At 72.5% G+C, this 21,705-nt stretch carries 17 protein-coding genes; 8 read left to right on the top strand and 9 right to left on the bottom strand.

The window, feature by feature from the left end:
• The first annotated feature begins 33 nt into the window (after positions 1–33).
• A complete protein-coding gene (locus I5071_RS08910; protein WP_236604987.1) occupies positions 34–1,806 on the top strand; it encodes a serine/threonine-protein kinase in 1,773 nt (590 codons plus the stop codon).
• Here the strand turns inward: I5071_RS08910 and I5071_RS08905 are convergent, their stop codons facing one another.
• Entirely contained in the window at positions 1,807–2,931 is a 1,125-nt protein-coding gene (locus I5071_RS08905) for a tetratricopeptide repeat protein (RefSeq protein WP_236604986.1), read from the bottom strand.
• Positions 2,932–3,058: 127 nt separating this feature from the next.
• On the opposite strand from I5071_RS08905, the gene I5071_RS08900 reads away from it, so the two are divergent.
• The gene (locus I5071_RS08900; protein ID WP_236604985.1) at positions 3,059–4,390 is read left to right on the top strand and encodes a hypothetical protein; all 1,332 of its coding nucleotides are present in this window, start codon (positions 3,059–3,061) and stop codon (positions 4,388–4,390) included.
• Between the two features lie 27 nt (positions 4,391–4,417).
• Here I5071_RS08900 and I5071_RS08895 read toward each other — a convergent pair whose 3' ends face one another.
• Positions 4,418–5,224, bottom strand: a complete 807-nt coding sequence (locus tag I5071_RS08895) for a hypothetical protein (RefSeq protein WP_236604984.1) — start codon at positions 5,222–5,224, stop codon at positions 4,418–4,420.
• Between the two features lie 548 nt (positions 5,225–5,772).
• On the opposite strand from I5071_RS08895, the gene I5071_RS08890 reads away from it, so the two are divergent.
• Entirely contained in the window at positions 5,773–7,038 is a 1,266-nt protein-coding gene (locus I5071_RS08890) for a hypothetical protein (protein WP_236604983.1), read from the top strand.
• Between the two features lie 261 nt (positions 7,039–7,299).
• On the opposite strand, the gene I5071_RS08885 is transcribed toward I5071_RS08890, so the two are convergent.
• The gene (locus tag I5071_RS08885) at positions 7,300–8,541 is read right to left on the bottom strand and encodes an aminotransferase class I/II-fold pyridoxal phosphate-dependent enzyme (protein ID WP_236604982.1); all 1,242 of its coding nucleotides are present in this window, start codon (positions 8,539–8,541) and stop codon (positions 7,300–7,302) included.
• Between the two features lie 247 nt (positions 8,542–8,788).
• Complete coding sequence (locus tag I5071_RS08880) at positions 8,789–9,676, bottom strand: hypothetical protein (protein WP_236604981.1); 888 nt, start codon at positions 9,674–9,676, stop codon at positions 8,789–8,791.
• 352 nt (positions 9,677–10,028) lie between these two features.
• Here I5071_RS08880 and I5071_RS08875 point away from each other — a divergent pair, with 352 nt between their 5' ends.
• Positions 10,029–10,379, top strand: coding sequence for a four helix bundle protein (locus I5071_RS08875; RefSeq protein WP_236604980.1), 351 nt, complete (start codon positions 10,029–10,031; stop codon positions 10,377–10,379).
• Between the two features lie 495 nt (positions 10,380–10,874).
• Here I5071_RS08875 and I5071_RS08870 read toward each other — a convergent pair whose 3' ends face one another.
• Positions 10,875–12,077 carry a beta-ketoacyl synthase N-terminal-like domain-containing protein gene (locus I5071_RS08870; protein WP_236604979.1) on the bottom strand — a complete coding sequence of 401 codons (1,203 nt, stop codon included), beginning with the start codon at positions 12,075–12,077 and terminating at the stop codon, positions 10,875–10,877.
• An 82-nt stretch (positions 12,078–12,159) separates the two neighbouring features.
• Here I5071_RS08870 and I5071_RS08865 point away from each other — a divergent pair, with 82 nt between their 5' ends.
• Complete coding sequence (locus I5071_RS08865) at positions 12,160–13,758, top strand: hypothetical protein (protein WP_236604978.1); 1,599 nt, start codon at positions 12,160–12,162, stop codon at positions 13,756–13,758.
• Positions 13,759–13,766: 8 nt separating this feature from the next.
• Entirely contained in the window at positions 13,767–14,540 is a 774-nt protein-coding gene (locus I5071_RS08860; protein WP_236604977.1) for a tetratricopeptide repeat protein, read from the top strand.
• 1 nt (position 14,541) lies between these two features.
• Here the strand turns inward: I5071_RS08860 and I5071_RS08855 are convergent, their stop codons facing one another.
• Positions 14,542–14,685: a hypothetical protein gene (locus tag I5071_RS08855; RefSeq protein WP_236604976.1), complete on the bottom strand. Its 144-nt coding sequence runs from the start codon at positions 14,683–14,685 to the stop codon at positions 14,542–14,544.
• Between the two features lie 18 nt (positions 14,686–14,703).
• The gene (locus I5071_RS08850) at positions 14,704–16,215 is read right to left on the bottom strand and encodes a serine/threonine-protein kinase (protein ID WP_236604975.1); all 1,512 of its coding nucleotides are present in this window, start codon (positions 16,213–16,215) and stop codon (positions 14,704–14,706) included.
• Positions 16,216–16,317: 102 nt separating this feature from the next.
• Between I5071_RS08850 and I5071_RS08845 the strand changes: the two genes are divergently transcribed.
• Positions 16,318–17,553 carry a beta-ketoacyl-[acyl-carrier-protein] synthase family protein gene (locus tag I5071_RS08845; RefSeq protein ID WP_236604974.1) on the top strand — a complete coding sequence of 412 codons (1,236 nt, stop codon included), beginning with the start codon at positions 16,318–16,320 and terminating at the stop codon, positions 17,551–17,553.
• Positions 17,554–17,722: 169 nt separating this feature from the next.
• Positions 17,723–18,571, top strand: a complete 849-nt coding sequence (locus I5071_RS08840; protein WP_236604973.1) for a DUF6159 family protein — start codon at positions 17,723–17,725, stop codon at positions 18,569–18,571.
• Positions 18,572–18,711: 140 nt separating this feature from the next.
• On the opposite strand, the gene I5071_RS08835 is transcribed toward I5071_RS08840, so the two are convergent.
• Both I5071_RS08835 and I5071_RS08830 read right to left on the bottom strand, forming a co-directional pair.
• Positions 18,712–19,560 carry a helix-turn-helix transcriptional regulator gene (locus tag I5071_RS08835; protein WP_236604972.1) on the bottom strand — a complete coding sequence of 283 codons (849 nt, stop codon included), beginning with the start codon at positions 19,558–19,560 and terminating at the stop codon, positions 18,712–18,714.
• A gap of 99 nt (positions 19,561–19,659) precedes the next feature.
• On the bottom strand, positions 19,660–21,489 hold the full coding sequence (locus tag I5071_RS08830; RefSeq protein ID WP_236604971.1) for a hybrid sensor histidine kinase/response regulator: 1,830 nt from the start codon (positions 21,487–21,489) through the stop codon (positions 19,660–19,662).
• Between the last annotated feature and the right edge of the window lie 216 nt (positions 21,490–21,705).

The following is a 21,705-nucleotide window of genomic DNA, read 5'->3' as shown; positions in this document are numbered from 1 at the left end:
GCCCGGGTCGCCGACGTTCGCGAGAGGATCTGCATGACGTCGTCTGGTGCACGCAGCTCGCATCCGGCCACGCGCGACGCCGTGCCATCCGAGGAGATCATCGAGATCTCGCTAGCGAGCAGCAGCATCGTCGAGGTCCCGCCCGAAGCTGCGCGCGTGCCCGTCCCGGGCGGAGTCCCCGAGCGCATCGGGCGCTATCGACTGCTCCACGAGCTCGGCCGCGGCGCGATGGCGCGCGTGCACGTCGCGGTGACCCACGGTCCTGCGGGCTTCGAGCACCTCGCCGCGATCAAGACGCTGCTCGACTGCTACACGCACCTCGACGAGTTCAACACGATGCTGCTCGACGAGGCGCGGCTCGGCGCCGCGATCCGGCATCCCAACGTCGTCGAGACCGTCTCGGTCGGAATCGACCCGATCGCGGGCCCCTTCCTCGTGATGCAGTACGTCGAGGGCGTCACGCTCGCGACGCTGATCAAGCGCGCGCGCGAGCAAGGCCGCGCGATGCCGACGCGTGTGATCGTGCGCATCCTCGCCGACATGCTCGAGGGGCTCGCGGCGGCGCACGCGGTGCGCGGTCCCGACGGCGAGCCGATGCGCATCGTGCATCGCGACGTGAGCCCGCAGAACGTGCTCGTCGGCGTCGACGGCATCGCGAAGGTCTCGGACTTCGGGGTCGCGAAGGCGAAGGCGCGCCTCACCACGACCCAGGCCGGACAGTTCAAGGGCAAGGCGTCGTACTCGTCGCCCGAGCACATCGCGGGCGAGCAGGTCGACGAGCGCGCCGACGTGTTCTCGGCGGGCGTGATGCTCTGGGAAGGGCTCACGGGGCAGCGGCTCTTCAAGGGCGACATGGTCACCTCGATGCGCCGCGTGCTCACCGAGCCGATCCCGTGGATCTCGCGGATCGCGCCGCAGCACGAGGCGTTCGACGAGATCGCGGCGCGCGCGCTCGAGCGCACGCGCGAGCGACGCTTCCAGTCCGCCGACGCGATGCTCGAAGCGCTGATGCGCGTCGCGGAGGAGACGGGCGTGGTGGGCACGCACCGCGAGGTGTCGGCGTTCGTCGCGCTCACGTGCGGCGACGGCATCGACTCCGATCGGCGCGTCATCGCGCACCAGCGCACGATCGCGCGCGACGCGCCGAAGCGCGACGCATCGTCGGACGCGCTCGACATCACGATCCCGACGCCGCCGCCGGCGTCGATGGCGCAGGACGCGCAGGAAGCCCGGAAGCGGCGGGCGTCGGCGCGGCTCGACACGATCAAGGTGCGCATCGCGCAGCGCAAGCAGCGCTCGGCGGCGCGCTGGATGGGGCTCGCGGCGGTCACGCTCGCAGCGCTCACGCTCGCCTTCGTGGTGGCGCGCGTGGCGAGGCCGCACATCGTCGCGACGCCGATCGCGGAGACTGCGCTGCCGCTCGAGACCGAGGCCGTGGCCGAGCCCGCGCCCGAGACACCGGCCGAGGTCGAGACCGCGATCGCGCCGGTGATCGTGACGCTGCCTCCGGCGGCTGCGGAGCCCGAGGTCGAGGCGCCGCCGCCGGTGCAGGTGCGGCGCGAGCCTCGGCGCGCGCGGCCGGTCGCGCCGCCTCCGCCGGCCGAGGACGAGGCGCCCGCCGCGCCGTTGCCCGAGACCGAAGTGGCGCCCGAGCTCTCCACGAGCGCGAGCGCGGTGGTGCTCGCGGCGCGTGCCGAGGCTTCGGAGGAGGTCGAGGAGACGCGCAGCGAGAGCGAGACCGTCGCGCGTGACGAGCCCGATCTCGCCCACCAGCCGATCGCGGCGGTGCAGCCCGCGCCGCCGTGATCAACGGCCGCGCGGCGGCGCGAGCTCGTGATCGAGGCGCTCGGCCGCGCGGGTCGCGTGCTCCGCGTAGCGGCCCTCGTTGCCGCCGCCCGTCAGGTACGTCGCCCACGATGCGCGCGCGCGGCGCAGGAGCTCCTCGCGCGAGGCCGCCGCGTCCTCGCTCCGCGCGAGGGCTTCCCAGCCGATGCCGTCGTACGCGTGCACCTCGTACGCGGGCTCGAAGAACACGAGACGGCTGTGGAGCACCGCCATCGGGCCGTGCGCGCGTCGATCGATGCCGAGGCGCACGTCGCTCGTCGATGCCGCCGCGAACGGGTCGGCTTGGATCGCGCGCCGCGCGGTCGCGAGCGCCTCGCGATGATCGCCGCTGCGATCGAGCGCGAGCGCCAGGCCCCAGAGCGAGAGCACGCGGCCGAGCGGATCGTTGCCCGAGAGCTCGCTCGCGCGCCGGTACGAGGCGATCGCGCTCTCGAGGTCGCCGATCATCATCGTGTTCTCGGCGAGGTTGAGGTGCACCGTCGCGAGCGGCACCGGCGTGAAGAGCCGCGCGAGCGCGAGCTCGCGATCGGTCATCGCCTGGGGCATGGGCGCGGCGGGCAGCAGCGCGGCGTCGAGCGCGCGACGGTACTCGGTCACGGCGGCGCGGTGATCGCCGCGTCGCGAGTGCAGGATCGCGAGCTCGAACGCGACGCGATCGGCGTGGTAGTCGGGATCGGCGCGGCGCAGATCCTCGAACGCCGCGACCGCTTCTTCGGTGCGTCGCTCCTCGCGACCGTCGGGCTCGCGGCGGAACCAACCCGCGAGCGCGAGGCCGGTGAAGTAGAGGAGATCGGGATCGTCGGGGAGATCGCGACGGGCGCGCTCGAAGCGCAGGAGCGCCTGCTCGAAGAGCACCTCGGGCGGCGGGCCGAGCGAGTCGGGATCGGCCTGTTGTGCGTCGAGCAGCTTCACGAGGCCCTGGCGCCGGAGCTGTCGCGCGCGACGTCGCTCGGGATGCGCGTGGTCGCCCCACGAGGGCTCGCCCGCGCGCTGCACGCCGGCCTCGAGCTCCTGCGCGCGCGCGATCACCGCGGCGCCGAGCAGCGCCGAGACGACGACCGTGACGAGCACGTGGCGCGGGAGCACGACGAGACGTCGGTGTAGACAAAGTGCGCGGGCGCGTCGAGAGGTCCGAGGCCGACGAGCCGATGGGGCGCGGATGTCGCCGGGGCGTCACCGGCTTGGTGTCGCGGCACCGTGATAAGCTCGATCGGTGCACTTGCCGTCTGGTCGCGTCGCGGCGCTCCTCGCCCTCACCCTTCCCTTCGTCCTGCCTGCGTGCACCGAGCGCGCAGAGGGCTACGACGCATCGGGCCTGCTGGTCGACGCAGCCGTCGACGCGGCTCCATTCGACGCCGGTCCCGTCGACGCGACGATGCCGGTCGACGCGCCGCCCACCGACGCGCCGATCATCTTCGACCCCGACGCCGGCTGCGCGATGGGCAGCTCGCTCGTCGAGGTGCAGCGAAGGCCGGTCGACATCATCTGGGTGGTCGACAACTCGAGCTCGATGGACGACGCGATCATGCAGGTCCAGACGGGCATCAACGACTTCGTCGATCTGATCGCGGGGCGCGATCTCGACTACCGCGTGATCATGCTGAGCCTGCGCGGTCGCGGCGCGACGACGGTCGGCGGCGGGGATCGCTATCAGGTCTGCATTCCTCAGCCGCTCGCGGGCGACGCGAACTGCGGCGATGGTCCGCGCTTCTTCCACGTCGAGGTCGACATCCGCAGCACCCAGCCCGTCGAGCAGATCCTCGGCACGCTCGCGCAGACGGATGGCTACGGAGAGACGTCCGACGTCGGCTCGGCGCCGTGGCGCAATCTGCTGCGCGACGACGCGACGAAGACGATCGTCGTGGTGAGCGACGACAACTCGCGCACCTGCGATCCCGGGCGGAGCAACGGCGCGACCTGTCAGGCGAGTGATCCGCGGCTCACGGTCACGTCGCTCGAGGACTTCCCGGGGCCTGCGGGGAACCCGTTCAGCACGCGCACGCTCGGGCCGGGGCTTCGCACGGCGGCGTACGGGACGCTCTTCGAGGGCTACACGTTCAACGCGATCTACGGCTGGGGCAGCGAGACCGACGAGGACGAGACGTGCACGTTCCCGGGCGGCGGAACGCCCGACAGCCCGGGCTGGACGTACACCGATCTCGTCGCGCGCACCGGCGGCGTGCGCGCGCAGATCTGCGCCGGCGCGGCGGCGTGGGGCCCCTTCCTGAACAGCGTCGCGAGCACGGTCGCGGAGACCTCGCGCATCGAGTGCGAGGTCGCGATGCCCGAGCCGCCGGAGGGCACGCTGCTCGATCCGCGTCGCGTGAACGTGCAGATCCGCGGCGCGTCGGGCTCGACGACGATCCCGTACGCGGGCTCGGCGGCGTCGTGTGATCCGACGCGCGGCGGATGGCACTACGACGACGCGACGGACCCGACGCGCGTGATCCTGTGCCCCAGCACGTGCGAGTTCGCGCGTGAAGAGACGGCGGACACGAGCGGAGGGCTCGACGTGATCTTCGGGTGCACGTCGATTCCGATCTGAGCCCTCGCAGCGCGTGGGCGGAGACGCTCAACGCGCGTCGATCGGGCGGGTCGACGGATCTCCGGGCGCGGGCTGCTCTCGGACGTCGGTGCGTTTCCTGCGCGTGCCCCGGCGCGATCGGAACGTGTCGAACGGGATCATCACCGCGTCCCGGAACCGCTCGACGGAGGTCGTGTCGGTGGTGTCGACGTCGGCCGCGAGCATCCGCGCGTAGCGGCTGACCTCGCGCGAGAACGCGTGCATCGCCTGCTGGAGCGCCTTCGAGCGCGGCGTCTCGCGGGGCGCGCTTCCGATCCCGAGCGCCTCGCGCAGCGCGTCGCACGACGTCATGGCCGTGGCGCGGAGCTCGGGACCGATCATCGCGTCGAGCTCCGCCTCGAGGCCGAGCTGCGCGATCACCCGCAGGATGCGATCGGCCTCGGACCACGCGGCGTGCGCGTCCCAGCGGATGAACCCGAGGCCGTTCGGGAACAGACACGCGTCGAGCGCTGCGGCGCGCGCACCGATGCCATCGCTCGGCCCCGGGAGTCGGCTCTTCGCGAGCAGCGTGTCGTGCGTGGCGCCGAACGCGGCGCCGAGGAGGTCGAACGCCGGCTTCACGGCGGCCGATCCGTGGCGTGCGGTGCGGATGTCGTCGATCACGACCGCGATGTCGTCGATCGTGTCGAGCTGCGCCCGCGCGGTCGGCGAGAGGTCGCCGGGGGCCGCAGCGCGCAGCGAGCCGGCGAGCGGCTTGACGTGGCTCGCGCCCAGGCGGACGCCGTCGCAGTAGTTTCCGAACGTGATCGGCTCGGGCCGGATCTGGATCGCACGGTGATATCCGGGGCGCGGCATCGCTCTGCTCGTCGGTGAGAGGAGCGCGGCAGCGACGTCGGTGACGCTCACCCCGCACGATCCAGGGTTTCGGCGCGAGCCGAGGGGCGTTGCGCACGAAGAAGAGCGCGCGACGCCCGATAGGGTCGGGGTGATCGCGGACCTGAGCGATCGGCAGGTTCGCGGGTCGCCGGATCGCTGAGGTCAGCGTTCGGGGCGTCGCGAGGCTGGCGCGATCGCTGAGATCAGCGTTCGGCTGCTTCGAGGGTCGGGCGAGACACCGAGGTCGACGACGGCAGCGCTTCGAGGGTCGAGCGGCACGCTGCGATCAGCGTCCGCCGCGCTTCGAGGGTCGGTGTAGTCGCTGAGGTGAGCGGTGGACGAGCTCCGCCGGTCCCGTGATCGTCGAGATCGGCTCGGGCGGAGCATCGAGGGTCGGCTCGATCGCCGACCTCGGCGACGGAGGAGCATCGAGGGTCGGTCTGACCGCCGAGATCAGCGTTCCGGCGAGGAATCGCTGCTCGCATCGGGGACCCGGTCGGGCGGTGCACCGCGTATCCTCCCGCGCGATGCACACCGTTTGGCGGTCGGTGGACCGCGTGCTGCAGCCACTCGGATGGCTGCTCTTGTCGTGCGTGCTCGGATGCGGGAGCCGGTCGTCGCTCGAGCTCGACGTCGACGCTGGGCGGGCGCAAGCGGACGCCGCGTCGCCGGGTGACGCGGGGCCGGCCGTGCCGCGCGCGATCGAGCTGCCGCCCGGGTTCGGGGTGTGGGATCTCGTGGCCACGGCCGACGGAGACGCGTGCCTCGGCGGGATCCGCAGGGGTCGCGAGGCGTCCAACGAGCTCCTCGAGGTGATGCAGGGCGACGCGTTCATCGCCTGCTTCACACCCGAGGGCCGCACCCGCGCCGTCGCGATCGATTGCTCGGGCGCGTCGTTCGGAGTGCACGGCCTCGCCGCGCACCCCGGCGGAGATCTGTACGCGCTGGTGGAGGACGGCTGCGTGACCGACGCCTTCTCCGTCGTGCGCTTCGACCGCGCGCTCACGGTCCTCGCGAGCACGACGATCACGAGCGACGAGTCCCCGCCTCCCTACGTGCGCGCGATCGCGGCGTCGGACGACGCGGTGGTCGTCGGCGGATCGATGCGCCGCCCCGGGCGCGTCGGAGCGAGCGACGTGCGGCACGGTCCCTTCGCCGCGATCCTCGCGCCCGACGACCTCGCGACCCGGCACCTCGTCGCGCCCGCGCCGATCGCCGGCGAGCCGTACGTCGACGTCGGAGTGAGCTTCGCCGCGATCCACGGCGACCGCGCGCTCCTGTTCGGTCGGGACGCCGAGGGCGGGGGCTTCGCGGACCGAGCGGGATCGTTCGTGTCGTGGGTGTCGCTCGACGACGGCGCGCTCACGCCGATCGAGTCGCGGCGCTGGCACCACCAATACGGCGCGTTGATGCATCCCGACGGACGCCCGGTGCTGCTCGGGACGACGGGCGGCACGATCCTCCAGCTCCAGGTCGGCGACACCTGGCCCCGGGTGTGGACCGGTTACGCTGGGGGCCCGGAGGCCACGTTCCGCGGCGACGAGCTCGTCATCGCGCGGCCCTTCACCGGCGAGCTCGAGATCGCCGGGACCACGCTCTCCGACGACGAGTGGAGCGGATTCCTGATGGGGCTCGATCCGATCACCTTCGAGCCCGCGTGGGCCCGCGCGCTCTCGACCCACCACTACAACGACTACTTCGTCGCCGCGCTGCCCGACGGCACGCTCGCGGTGGTGGCGACCGGCGCGTCCGACCGCGAAGACCCGGGCGCCGTGCTCACCTTCCATCGCTGACGCCGCTCGCGAGTCGCTCTGCTCGCGTGAGCGCTCTGCGATCGTGAGCGCGCCGAGACAGACCCGCAGAGCTCGTCCTCCACGGCCTCGACCGGCTTGGTCTCCCACTGCTCGTGGTCGCGGAAGAGCTCGGCGACGCCCGAAGGGCGAGCCCGGACAATTCGGCTCCACGATGCCCAAAGGGCGAGTCGGTCCGCGCCACACCGAGCGGCGCACCTCGTCCCCCGCGCGGCCGAAGCCTCTCCGCGCGCGGCCGATCCCTCAGACCTCGAGCGCTCCGATCTCTTCCCCCGAGAGAACGAAGAACGCCTCGCCGTACGTCTTCAGGAGATCGAGGCACTTGTCCATGTCCTCACGGGAGTGCCCGCGCGTCACGTTCAGACGAAGCCGCTCCTCGCCGTGCTTCACGCCCGGGTACGTGATCGGCACCATCATCACGCCGTTCTCCATCAGCGCGACGTGCATGAAGAGCGCCTTGCGCTCCTCGCGGCACATCACCGGCATGATGTGGGTGTCGCTGTGCCCGAGATCGAACCCGATCTCCTTCAGCGACTTCCGCATGTAGCCCGCCTTCTCGCGCAGCTCGCCGACCAGCTGCGGGCCGTTCTCCTCGAGCATGTCGAGGATCGTGCTCGCCGCTGCGACGATCGGCACCGGCAGGGTCGCGCTGAACAGGAACGAGCGCGCGCGGTGCTTGATGTGATCGACCACTTCCTCGTCGCCGAGGATGATCCCGCCGATGCCGCCGAACGTCTTGCTGAACGTGGAGACGACGACGAGCTTCTCGCTCGGGAACTTCCCCTCCAGCCCGTGCTCCTCGAGGATGCCGCGGCCGTGCACGCCGAGCGTGCCGGTGCCGTGGGCGTCGTCGAGCACGAGACACGCGTCGTGCTTCGCGCACACCTCGATCAGCTCCGCGATCTTCGCCTGATCGCCGTCGAGCGAGTACACGCCCTCGATGCACACGAGCGCGTTCTTGCGCTCCTTCGTGCGCAGCACGCGGTCGAGCGACTTCGCGCTGTTGTGGTTGAAGAAGCGGATCTCGGCGCCGCTCTTCGGCACGCCCGCCGCGAGGAACGAGCCGTCGAGGATGCACGCGTGCGAGAGCTGATCGAGCACCAGCGTGGTGTCGATGTCGGCGAGCGACATGATCGTGCCGACCATCGCCTGGTAGCCCGTCGTCGTGACCAGGCACTTCGGGAGCTTGAACCAGTTGGCGAGGCGCTCCTCGAGCTCGACGTGCGCCACCGTCGTCGCCTGCACGCGCGAGCTCGAGAGGCCGCACGCGTAGCGATCGACCGCGGCCTTCGCCGCTTCCTTCACCTTCGGGTGCGTGGTGAGCCCGAGGTAGTCGTTCGAGCTGAAGTTGACGAGCGGCTGACCCGCGATCGTCGTGTGCAGGCCTCCCGTCTCGAACGGGCGGAAGAACGGATAGACCTGCTTCTCCTTGGCCTCACGGATGCGCGCGAGCTCGGCGTGGGCCTTGTCCTTGATCCAGCTCATTCGGTTCTTCCCCGGCGAAAACGGCCGGTCTTCGTACCCTTCGAGAGCAGCCGTTTCAAGTGCGCGACCTCTACGCACCGGTGCGTCGGACCCTACGCGGCCAGGGCCTCGCCCCCCGGTCGCGCAGCCCGCGCCGGCCGTTCGGGGAGCACGGTCAGAGGTAATCGGCTCGCCCGCCGGTCTCTACCGTCCGCGCGCGAAGCGCGCTCCCGTCCGGGACCCGCGGGACGAGCACTCCGGCGAGGGCTCAGGTGCCGAACAGCATCGGCAGGAGCTGGATCCCGAGCCCGGTCGCGACGAAGCGCATCTTCCGGTTCGACGTCAGCTTCGCCATCCAGTCGAAGCGGCCGACGTCGGCGAGCGGCGGCGTCGCGCCGGTCGCGGTGCGCGCGCCGAAGAGCACGCGCAGGCCGTCGTAGTACGCGTGCTCGAGCGGCTCGCGCACGATCTCGACGTGCGGCAGCGCGCCCTCGAGGCGCTCGATCACGCGCCTCGCCATCACCTCACGCTCCGGGGTCGCGCGGACGATCGCGCGCCGCGCGGGCATCGCGCAGCCGAGCGCGGACGACGCGTCGAAGAGGCGATCGATGGTGCGCACCGAGCGCTCGAACGCGTCGACCTCGAAGCCGTCGTCGGCGCGCGCCGCGCCGGCCTCGACCATCGCGAACAACCGGAAGTGCGGCGAGAACCCCGGCAGCTTCGGATGCGGCTGGGCGCGCAGCGTCTGGTGGACGGTGCAGAGCCGCACGTCGGCGCGCGGCTCCTTCGCGAGGCGACGCGCGCACTCGAGCGCGAGCACGTTGGTCGGATCGCTCACCACCTCGGTCGCCCGCGACGCGGAGATGGTGCGGTCCTGCGAGGTCGGCGCGACGACCGAGCACACGCCGAGCGGCGCGACCGGCGAGAGGAGCAGCGCCTCGTAGTCCGGCGCCGCATCGAGCGCGATGGCATCGAGCCGGTTCGCGAGCCGCATGTCGAGCGCGGAGGGCTGCACGAAGCCGTCGCGCTCGCGCTGCACGAGGAGATCGCGCGGAGTGCGCCGTGACGCCTGGGCGCGCGCGAGCTCGAGGAGGAACGGCGTGGTCTCGCTGGGCGACGACGCGAGGAGATCCCGAGGTGCACGCGGCCCGGTCATGTCGAGAGCTTCACCGTCGCGAGCGTGATGACAAGGGGCGCGCGGGGGGCGAGGCCGAGTCCGAGTCCGAGGCCGAGTCCGAGGCCGAGTCCGAGTCCGAGGCCGAGGGCGAGGGCGAGTCCGAGTCCGAGGCCTCGGAGCACGTGGATGAAGGCTCGATGCGCCGCCGGCGCGCATCGCTCTCGCCGCCGAACGACGGGCGTCACGAGCGGTGCGCGCTTCGTCGGCGGAGTGTGCGCTCTTCGGAGGAAGGGCACGGATGTGACCCGGTCCTCCTCGCCGTCCCCCTCCGGAGCACCGGGCTTCGCCCTCGCGGTGCGTGCTCCGGAGGGAGCCAGCGAGGAGGGCGAGAATGAGCGGGAACGAAGGTGTGCTGGACGTCGAGGTCGTCGCCGAACGCGCGGTCGCTCGACTGGGCGAGAATGCAGAGAGACTGAGGACGCGCAGTCGATGGCTCGCGGACCAGGTGGAGCGCGCAGCGGGGAGTCTGCTGCTCAATCTCGGAGAGCAGCGGCACAACGCGCGTGGGAATCGACGACTGCGCCTCGAGACTGCAGCGGGGAGCGCGAGCGAGCTGCGCAGCGCGCTGCGATTCGCACGCTTGTATCGACATCTCGATGCAGCGGTCTGCGAGGAGATCGACCGTGATCTCGATCGGGTGCTCGCGATGATCTGGCGGATGCGTCGGCGCTGCGGCGCCTGAAAGTCGATTCCGAGCGCGGAGCCGTAGGGACTCGGACTCGGACTCGGTCTCGGTCTCGGTCTCGGTCTCGGTCTCGGTCTCGGTCGCACTCGGACCCGGACTCGGCGCTCGCATCGAATCGGGGCGAGGCGCGAAGCGCGAGCCCGATCAATTCGGCTCCACGATGCCCGAAGGGCGAGTCGGTCCGCGCGTGATGGCGCGAGAGCGCTTCGCGCGCTCGCGTCATCACGCGCTCTTTCCACACCACACCGCGCTGCGTTCTCCCTCCGCGCGCGGCCGAAGCCTCACCAGCAGGGCGCGTGGCATGGGGCCCGAGCGCTTCCGCAGCGACCCACACGACGGCAGCCACGTACCCGCCCGGTCGTCGCACGCGCATTCGCGCGCGCGACGACAACCCGCTTCCCGACGCCTCACCGCTCCCGCGCGCCGGTCGCGAGGCTCAGCGAGGGCCCCATGCCACGCGCCCCCGCCGAAGCCCTTCCCCGCGCGGCCTCATCAAGCTCGCTTGATCACCACGGCGCTGACGTTCCCGTAGTACCCCACGGCCGTCACCACCACGACGTCACAGCTCCCCTCGACGTGCCCCGAGAGCAGAGGCCCCACCGGAGCCCCCGACGAGATCCACGCGACCGCCGAAGCCATCCCGAGCGCCCCCGCGCCCGCGAAGCACTCGCCCCACATCGCCTTCGGCGCCGCCACCGCCACGTCCGCTCCGAGCACCTGCTCGATCGCGTAGAGCTCCGCGACGTCCCACTTGCTGAGCCCCGAGCAGCTCGCGCACACCGCGTCCACGCTCGACGGCGGAAGCCCCGCGTCGTCGAGCGCCAGCCGGATCGCCCGCGCCACCGCCACCGGCGATGCGTTCAGCAGGAACGCGCCCTCCGTCGGCGACTCGAACGCCGTCCCGTAGCCCGCGATCAGCGCCCGCACGTTCGCGCCGCGCGCCTCGGCCTCGCTGCGACGCTCGACGCACAGGTACGCCGCGCCCTCGCCGAGGTGCATGCCCGCGCTCTCCGCCTGGCCCGGCGCCCAGTCGTCGTCGCCTTCCGCGAGCGCGCCGAGCTTCTGCATCGCGACGTAGAGCGGCTCGCTCAGCACGTCGCCGCCGCCCACCAGGAACGCGTCCGCGCGACGGTGCGCGAGGTGCGTCTCGCACGTCAGCACCGCGTCGAGCGCGCCGCAGTTGCCGTCGACGATCGTCACGTTCGGCGCGCGCAGATCCTCCCAGATGCTCACGTAGCCCGCGGCCGCGTTGATCACCGTGTTCGGGAATCGCGCCGGGTTGATGTAGCGAGGATCCTCGAGCTCCGCGACGAGGTTGAGCTCGGTGATCGAGTCGAGCGATCCGTACGCCGTCGAGCTGCAGATGCCGATCTGATCGGGCCCGAGCTTGCCGACGAACTGCCCGTTCTGCTTGAGCCCCGCGCTCTCGAGCGCCTGCTTCGCCGCGACGATCAGGTACTTCGTGAGCTTGTCGAAGTTGCGGTGGCCCTTGTCCCCGAGGAACGCGTTGGCGTCGAAGCCGCGCACCTCCGCGGCGCGCGCCCCCGGCAGCTTGTCGGCGGGCAGCGCGGCGCACGGGCCTCCGAACGCGCGCGCGCGGGCGGCGGCAGGGGCACCGAGGGCCGCGAGGAACCCCGCGTGATCGAGCGCGACCGGCGAGACGGTGCCGAGACCCGTGATGGCGAGCGGCTTCATGGAGTGCGCGGATACCCGATCGCCCCCGGCGACGCCACCCTGCACTTGCGGACGCTCGCACTGCGAGGGCAGCATCGATGGGATGCGCCGAGTCGTACCTCCGGGCGCGGTCGCGTTGTGCGTCGCAGCGCTGGTCGCATGCAGCACGAGCCCGACCCAGCTCGTCGTGGTCGTCGACACCGACCTCCAGCCAGGGCGCGACCTCGACGAGGTGACGGTCACGGTGACCGGCCCCTCGGGGACGGCCGAGGTCGAGCGCGCCTCGATGGCCGCCGAGGCCGACGCCGCGCACCTGCCGCTGACGCTCGGCGTCGCGCCCCACGGCGACGCGCTGGGCCCGGTGACGGTGATCGCCGCGGCGCTGCGCGATGGCTCGCCGGTCCTGACGCGCGAGCATCGGGTGACGCTGGTGCGGGGCGAGACGCGCGTGCTGACGCTGCACCTCGCGCGCAGCTGCCTCGGACGTGCGGCGTGTCGGGCGGGCGAGACCTGCGGCGAGGCGGGCTGTGTCGCGGTCGACGTCGAGGGCGACGCGCTCCCGCGCTGGCAGGGCCAGGCGCCGCGGCTCGACGAGTTCGGAGGCATGGCCGACGCGGGCCCTCGGACCTGCGGGGGACCGAGCGACTGCGACGACGACGATCCCTGCACCACCGACGCCTGCGAGGGCGGCGCCTGCGTGTACGCGCCCGCCGACGGCGCGTGCGACGACGGAGTGTTCTGCAACGGTCTCGACCGCTGCGAAGACGGGCGCTGCGCCGCGCACGACGGCCCGCCCTGCGTCGGCGCGACGACCTGCGACGAGTCGAGCGATCGTTGCACCGGCTGCAGCGGCGACGCGGACTGCCCCGCGCCCACCGAAGGCGCGTGGAGCGCGTGCGCGTTCGCGACCGACTGCGAGGAGAGCGGCACGCAGACCCGCACCGCGCGCACGTTCGCGTGCGTCGACGGCGCGTGCGAGCCCACCGATCGCGAGGAGTCGCAGGCGTGCACCCGCACCACGGCGGGCACCCGCTGCGCGGCCCCGACCTGCGCCGACTGGAGCGCGTGCGCGGGGTTCGACGCGACGTGCGACGAGACCGGCACGCGGTCGCGCGCATGCAGCGTCGGCGAGTGCGCCGGCGGCGCGTGCACGGCGCGCGCGATCACGGAGACGGAGGACTGCACCCGCGACACCGACTCGGCGGGATGCGGCGATCCGCAGTGCGGCGCGTGGAGCGGGTGCGGCGACTTCCCGGACACGTGCGACACGAGCGGCACCGAGACGCGCACCTGCCGTCCCGCGCTGTGCGCCGACGGAGCGTGCGGGCTGGGCGCGGAGTACGTGGAGTCGCGGGCGTGCGCACGCACCACCGACGGCACGCCCTGCGGTGCGCGCGAGTGCCCGCCGACGTGGGGCGCGTGCACCGGCACGGGCTGCGCGACGAGCGGCACCCAGACGCGCACCTGCGACGATCGTGTGTGCGGCGGTGGCGTGTGCGGGCGCGTGCCGGCCGTCGAGAGCCAGGCGTGCGCGCGCGTCACCGAGGGAAATCCGTGCAACGACGGGCGCTTCTGCACGTCGGGCGACACCTGCAGCGGCGGCGTGTGCAGGTCGGGCAGCGACGACTGCCCGGGGAGCTGCACGTGCACCGTGACCGGGTGCCGGGCGCCGCCGGGCAGCACGATCATCTGCGACCTGTGAGGGCGACGATGCGGACGCTGGCAGCGATCGTCGGACTGGTGCTCTTCGCGCTCGCGGCGCCGGTGCGCGCGCAGGGCGGCGACATGGAGCAGGCGCGCGCGCTCTTCCAGCAGGGCCTCGCGGCCGCGCACGACGCGCGGTGGGAAGAGGCGCGCGACGCGTTCGAGCGATCGCTGGCGATCGCGGAGCGCCCGAACACGCTGCTGAACCTCGCGGGCGCGCAGGCGCAGACCGGCCGATTGGTGGCCGCGGTGGCGAGCTATCGACGCTTCCTCGAGCTCGCGACGAGCGGTCGCGAGGCGCGTTATCGATCGCAGGCGGAGGACGCGCTCTCGGCGCTCGAGCCGCGCCTCGCGCGCCTGACGATCGCGACCGCGGGGCTCGAGGACGGCGACGAGGTGCAGCTCGACGGCGCCGCGATCACGTCGCTCGGAGCGCCGATCCCGGTCGATCCGGGGGCGCACGTCGCGCGCATCGTGCGCGACGGCGAGGAGGTCGCGCGGCAGTCGATCGCGCTCGGCGAAGGCGAGGTCCGCACCGTCGCGCTCGAAGCACCGCGCGTCGTCGCGCGCGCCGAGCCCGCACCGGAGGCGGCGCCGTCGTTCGTGGTCGAGCGCGAGGAGGATCGCGGCGGCGATGGCGACACCTGGCTCTGGGTCGGCATCGGCGTGGGCGCCGCGGTGGTGATCGGCGTCGCGATCGGCGTCGCGGTCGCGGTGACGAGCAGCGAGAGCGAGCCGCTCTACAGCGGCAACCTCGGCGACGGCATGGTGCGCTTCTGAGTCAGGTCGCGCGACCGACCGGGTGCTCGCAGACGTAACAGTGCTCGCGCCACGACGCGACGGGATAGCTGCACTCCGGACAGCGCACGCGGAACGAGATCCTCCCGCAGCGACGAACGGTGCGCGTGGTACGGAGCGCGTCCATGCGACGAGCGTGGCGCGATCAGAACTCGTCGGCGAGCGGCACCGGTGCGCGGCGCGCGGGCCGCTCGCGCGTGCGGCGCGGCGCGGGCTCGGTCGGCGGGCGTGTCGTGGCCTCGCGCGGTGGCGCGGGACGCTCTTCCGGGACCGCCTCGGCGGTGGGCGCGGTCGGCTCGGTGGGCACCGCGATCGCCGGCTCGGGCGCCACGACGACGGGCGTGACCACGGGCGTCGGAGTCGCCGCGGGCGCATCGCCGCCGATCGGCTCGAGCGGGGTCACGGTCATCTCGGGATCGCTCGCCGGGCGCATCACCACCGCCGCGCCGACCCCGATCGCGACGAGCAGCGCGAGCACCACCGCCGCGATCGCGATCCACGGCGCTCGCGCCGGCGCGGGCTGCGGCATCGCGGGCGTCGGGCTCGTCCGCACCATCGTCGGCGGGATCGAGACGCGCTCGATCGCGTCCTCGTCCGGCGCGTAGTCGATCCCCGCCGCGCTGATCGTCATCGTCTTCAGCGCTTCCTCGCCGCGCGCGCCCAGCGCATCGCGACGCTCCACGTTCTCGATCACCGCGGAGACGCTCGGCGGCAGCTGCCGCAGGTCGCGCTCGATCGTCGCGTCCATCACCGCCGCGAGCAGCTCGGCGAGGTTCGCCGCGTCGATCATCAGCGCGCCGGGGAGCGCCTCGGCGATCGCGCGGCGCATGTCGTGCGCGGTCGCGAAGCGATCCTCCGCGCTCGGCGCGAGCGCCTTCATCACGACCGCATCGAGCGCGGGCGAGATCTCCGGCGCGTACGTGCTCGGCGGATCGACCTTCGGGTGGCGCACCAGCTCGAGCAGCGCGAGGTCCTCCTCGGCCTGGAAGAGCTTGCGCATCGTCAGCATCTCCCAGAGCACGATGCCGATCGCGTAGACGTCGCAGCGCCGATCCACCGGGCGCCCGAACGCCTGCTCGGGCGCCATGTAGCGCAGCTTGCCCTTGAGCGATCCCCCGACCGTCGACTGGCGGTTCTTCGCCTTCGCGACGCCGAAGTCGATGAGCTTCACGTGCCCTTCGTAGGCGAGCAGCACGTTCTGTGGGCTCACGTCGCGATGCACCACGCCGAGCAGCGCGCTCTGCTCGTCGCGCAGCTCGTGCGCCGCGTGGAGCCCCGCGAGCACCTGCGCCGCGACGTTGCACGCCATCTCCGGCGTCAGCCTGCGCGCGCGTCGAGCGAGCCCGTCCATCAGCTGCGCGAGCGAGCAGCCGTGCACGTACTCCATGACGAGGAAGTGCTGTCCGTCCTGCTCGCCGAGCTCCTCGACGTGCACGACGTTCGGGTGGTGGATGCGCGCCTGCAGCAGCGCCTCGTCGACGAACATCCGCACGAACGCGCGGTCGCTCGCGAGGTGCTCGTGCACCACCTTGATCGCGACGTGCCTCCGGAACCCCGCAGCGCCCGAGCGGCGCGCGAGGAAGAGCGTCGCCATCCCACCGGCCTTCAGCTTCGCGAGGATGTCGTAGGCGCCGAGCCGTGTGCCGACCGCGAGCACGCGAGCATCATAGCCCGCACCGGGTGGCCCGCCGTCGACGAGAAATCGCACGGCGCTCGCGCTTGAACGCGAGGAGCCCGAGCGCCAATATCGCGCCTCCCTATGGGTCGCGTCTACGTCACGGGCATGGGCGTCGTCAGCTCGCTCGGCTTCGGCCGCAGGGCGTACTGGCAGGCGCTCGTCGAAGGTCGCTCGGGCATCAGCGACGTGACGCTCTTCGACACCGCGTCGATCGGGCGCAGCCTCGCGGGCGAGGTGAAGGGCTTCCGCGCGCGCGACTACATGAACGCCGCGGAGTCGCGCCGCGCCGGTCGCTGCTCGGCGTTCGCGATCGCGGCCGCGCGCATGGCCGCGGAGGACGCGGGGCTCAAGGGACAGGCGCTCGCGGGCGAGCGCACCGCCGTCGTCATCGGCACCACGATGGGCGAGGCGAACGTGCTCGGCGAGCTGCAGAAGGCGTGGATCCACGAGGGCAACGAGGCCCTGCCCTCGGCGAAGCTGCCGCGCTACGGCACGACGCTGCTGCCGATCCACGTCGCGCGCGCGTTCGGCAGCAAGGGCATGGTGCAGACGCTCCCGGCCGCGTGCGCCGCGGGCAACTACGCGATCGGGTTCGCCGCCGATCAGATCCGCGCGGGTCGCGCCGACGTCGCGATCACCGGCGCGGTCGAGATCATCGAGAAGCTCGAGTACGCCGGGTTCGCGCGCCTCGGCGCGATGTCGCCCGACAAGTGCATGCCCTTCGACAAGAACCGCAAGGGCCTGATCCTCGGCGAGGGCGCGGCGATGCTGGTGCTCGAGAGCGAGGGCAGCGTGGTGCGCCGCGGCGCGGTGCCGCTCGCCGAGGTCGGCGGCTACGGGCTCGCGTGCGACGCGCACCACATCACGCGCCCCCACCCCGACGGCGCGGGCTCGATCACCGCGATGCGCCAGGCGATCGAGTCGAGCGGGCTGACGATCGACGACGTCGATCACATCAACGCGCACGGCACCGCGACGCCCAACAACGACTCGGTCGAGGCGCTGGTGATCCGCAAGGTGTTCGGCGAGCGCCGCATCCCGGTCACGAGCATCAAGAGCATGATCGGGCACTGCATGGGCGCCTCGAGCGCGATGGAGTCCATCGCGTGCGTGATGACGCTGCAGACCGGCATCATCCCGCCGACCACGAACTACGAGACGCCCGATCCCGAGTGCCCCGTCGACGTCGTCGCGAACGTCGCGCAGGAGCACGACGTCGACGTGGTGCTCAACAACGCGCTCGCGTTCGGCGGCTACGACGCCGTGGTGTGCTTCGCGAAGCCGGGCCGCCTCCCGCGCGGCGCCGGGATGCCGTAGCCACCCTTCGACGGACACGCTGGACATCCGTCCCGCCCATCGTGATAGCCTCGCACCGCGAATTCGGCTCGCCCGCAGGTCCCTGCCGTACGCGCGCTTCGCGCGCTCCCGTCCGGGACCCACGGGACGAGCACTCGCGCAGAGAATTCAACCGATTGGGGGTGTGACGATGGGCTCGTTCTTCCGCGTGTTCGGCTTCATGGGCCAGGTGCTCGGGATGGTGAAGGACAACCCGAAGCTCCTGACGCCCGTCGCGCTGAACCTCGCGATCGCCGTTCCCGTGAACATCCTCTTCGCGATCGTGCTCGCGTTCACGCCGATCGAGTGGCAGCAGACGCTCGGCTACCTCTTCACGATCGTCGGCCTGACGGCGCTCTACTTCATCGACTACTTCTGCGGCGGCCTGACCGCGTCGATGGTGTACGACCAGGTCACGACGGGCACCGCGGGCATCGGCTCCGCGTTCAGCCGCACGCTCCGCGCGAGCCCCGGGATCCTCGTGTTCGCCGTCGTGTCGGCGATCTTCGACTTCCTCTCGAACCTCGCGTCGCAGCGCCAGGGGATCATGCGCCTCGTCGGTCCGATGATCCTCGGGGTCATCCGGATGATCTGGACGACCGCGACCTACGTGATCATGCCGGCGCTCGTGGTCGAGCAGCAGGGCTTCTTCGCGGCGCTCAAGCGCAGCAAGGCGCTCATGGAGAACGACCCGACGCAGGTCGGCGTGGGCATCGTCGGCATGGGCCTCGTGTCGTGGCTGCTGAGCGCGGTGACGATCGTCCCGGCGTACGCCGCGTACTCGTGGCTCGCGATGAACGTGCACCCGGCGGCCGGCATCCTCGTGTTCTTCACGCTGACGAACACGTTCTGGGCGGTCTCGGGCTACCTCAAGGGCGTCTACTACACGTGCTTCTATCTCTGGGCCGTGGAGTGCGAGCGCCAGCGCAGCGCGAGCCCGCAGCTCGCGCCCGCGCCGCTGCGCAACGTCATCGGCGGGCTCGAGGCCGGCGCGTACTGAGCTGAGCTTCCCCGGGGGGCTGCGCGCCCCCCTGTCGACCCCCGGGCTGCGCGCGGGTCCCCACCCGCTTGCGAGCAGCGCGCACCAACACGACACGAACGACGAAGGCCGCGCGGTTCGCCGCGCGGCCTTCGCGCTTTTCAGGCGCCTTCGTCCGACGATGCGCGCGGCCCCGGGGCATCGCTGGTGCGCACGTCGGGCACCCGTCGCACCGACGAGCCTCGACCCGTCGGGCGCGCATCACCGACCCGCGCGTAGGCGAGCGGCGAGACGCCGATCAGCTTGCGGAACGAGCGACTGAAGTGGCTCTGATCCGCGAACCCGGTCGCGACCGCGGCGTCCGAGCCGCGCGCACCGCTCGCGATGAGCGTCCGCGCGACCGCGAGCCGGTAGTAGTTGAGGTACGTGTGGGGCGGCACGCCGTGGTACGCGCGGAACGAGCGCGCGAGGTGGAACTTGCTCGCGCCGCTCTCGGCCACGAGGTCGTCGAGGGTCGGCGTCGTCCGGAAGCGGCTCTCGAGGTAGAGCCGCGCGCGCCGCACCGCGCCCGGCTCGAGCACCGAGCGACGCGGTCGCTCCGCCGCGATGGTCCGCGCGCTCGGGAGCAGCGCGAGCATCTCGGTCAGCGCGTCGTCGATCCCCTCGCGCGCCTCGCGCTTCCAGCGCGACGCGACGTCCGACGCGAGCGAAGCGAGCGCAGGGCTCACCTCGAAGCGCTCGACGCCGTCCGGCGCGGTGCGCAAGAGCGTCCGCGGGACCTGGAAGAGCGCGAGCGCGATCGGCGTGCGCTCCGTCTCCACGACCGCGACCTCGTGCGGCATGCATAGTCGTGCGAGGCCCTCGTGCAGCACGAGACGCTCGCCGCGACAGCGCGCGGTGCCCTCGCCGCGCACGACGAGGAGCAGCACGAGCCCCTCGGCCATGCTGACCCACCAGCTCGGCGCACCGAGCTCGACCCGTGCGAGCTCGACGCCGCGCCCATCTCTCACGTACTCGACGCGTACACTGCCGATCGGTCGCATCGTTCCCTCGCGCCTCTCAGCACCTATGCGCGCCGAGCGCGGCGAAACGGCCCGAAAAGCGGGCTTTCATCGAGGGACTCGGCCTCCCGACACCAGCGACGCGACCGCCGCGACGAGCGCGTGCGGCGCGACCGGCTTCACCACGTGCTCGTCGAACCCCGCCTCGATCGCGCGCTGTCGATCGACCGCGCGCGCATACACCGATGCGCAGAGCGCGGGCAGGCGCGGCGCGCCCAGCTCGTGCTCGCGCAGCCGCCACCGATGCACGAGCGAGCGACCGCGCTCGTCGGGCCCACCGAGCTCCGCGACCAGCACGTCCCAGGGCCCACCGCACTCGAGCTCGCGCCACGCATCGTCCTCGGACGACGTCGCCACGACCTCCGCGTGCGACGCGCGCAGCGCGCGCGATGCGAGCTCCACCGCGTCGCGATCCTCGTCGACCACCAGCACGCGCCGCCCCGCGAGCGCCATGCTCGCCTCGATCGGCGCGAGCACCGCGTCCGGTCGCTCGGTCACGCCCACCAGCGGGAGCTCGACGACGAACGTGCTGCCGCGCCCGACGCCTTCGCTCGTCGCGCTCACCCGTCCCTCGTGGAGCTCCACGAGCTGCTTCACGATCGAGAGCCCGAGCCCGAGGCCTCCGCGCTTCGAGTCGCTGCGCCGCACCTGGCGCCACCGCACGAAGAGCACCGGCAGCGTGTCCGCATCGAGCCCGCGGCCGGTGTCCTCCACGACGATGCGCGCGACCTCCGCGGTGCGCTCCACCGAGACACGCACGCGTCCCTTCGGCGGCGTGAACTTCAGCGCGTTCGAGACGAGGTTCGACACGATCTGCTCCACGCGCGACACGTCCGCGAGAACGAACGCGTCGCGCGCGAGCGGCCCGAGCGTGAGCTCCACCTGCGCGCGCTCCGCCGCGCCCCGCAGGCCCTCGACCACCGCCCGCACCGGATCGGCGACGCGGATGCGCGCGCGATCGAGCAGCAGCTTGCCCGCGAGCGCACGCGCCACGTCGAGCAGGTCCGACACGATGCGCTCCTGCGCCCGCGCGTTGCGCTCGATGACCTCGATCGCCTTCGCGAGCGTGGGCTGATCGCACGCGCCCGAACGCAGGATCTGCGCCCATCCGAGCACCGCGGAGAGCGGGCCGCGCAGCTCGTGCGAGAGCATCGCGACGAACTCCTCGTGCGCGCGGTTCACGCGCTCGGCCTCGTGGCGCGACGCGCGCTCGGCCTCGAGCGCCTGGGCGAGCGCCTCGCTGCGTCGCTTCGCGTCGGTCACGTCGACCAGCGCGCCGATCACGCGCGGCGTGGGATCGACACGTCCCTCTCCGCGCAGGAGCAGCCACTCGTCGCGACCGTGCATGCGGAGCTCCATCTCGATGCGCTGCTCGCCGCGCGCCGCGTCCTCGAGCGCGCGAAAGAGCGCCGCGCGCTGCGCGGGATCGATGCAGGAGAGCAGCTCCTCGCGGCACGTCGCGCCTTCGATCGCGCCGTGGAGCGCGCCCTCGATGTGCAGGCGATCCCCGTGCGCGCTCCATTCGAAGATCGCGATCCCTGCGCTCGCCATCGCCTCGACGCGCCGGCGCTCGCCGCGCGGCGAGCACGTGGGCGCGGGACAGACCGGGTACACCGCGGTCTTCTCGATGCGCACGTCGATCTCGATCTCGCTGCTGCGCGTGAGCGCCGAGCTCCGGTTGCGGCGCACCGACGCGAACGCCGGCGACGTGATCCACGGCATGCGGCTCAGCGCGCGCGCGCGCTCGTTCGGTGCGCGCTCGATCCGCACGGCGTCCGACACGAGCTGCGCGACCGGCGCGCTCGGTGCGACCGGCTCCGTCTCGTCGCGCGCGACGATGCGCAGCGACGAGCTCGACGCGGTTCGGGATCGATGCACGTGCTTCTCCTGTCCAATCCGCCGCGCACGGGCGCGGGAGCCACTGCTCCCGCGCCCGTGGCGGAGGTCCCCCTGGTACGTGTCCCTGCGCTCCGCGGCGCGGGCCGGTTCCCCCCCAGGACTCGGCCCGCACCGCGCTCCGACGATCCTCGCGAGGCCCCGCCTCGCTCGCACCGCCGAACGTCCGCTGCGGGTGCGCCCCCACGCCCCCGCCGC

Origin of the sequence: Sandaracinus amylolyticus, from assembly GCF_021631985.1 — a bacterium.
In the GTDB taxonomy this organism is placed as follows: domain Bacteria; phylum Myxococcota_A; class Polyangia; order Polyangiales; family Sandaracinaceae; genus Sandaracinus; species Sandaracinus amylolyticus_A.
Note: the sequence above shows the minus strand (reverse complement) of the source record. Positions and strands in the feature narration are given on the sequence as shown.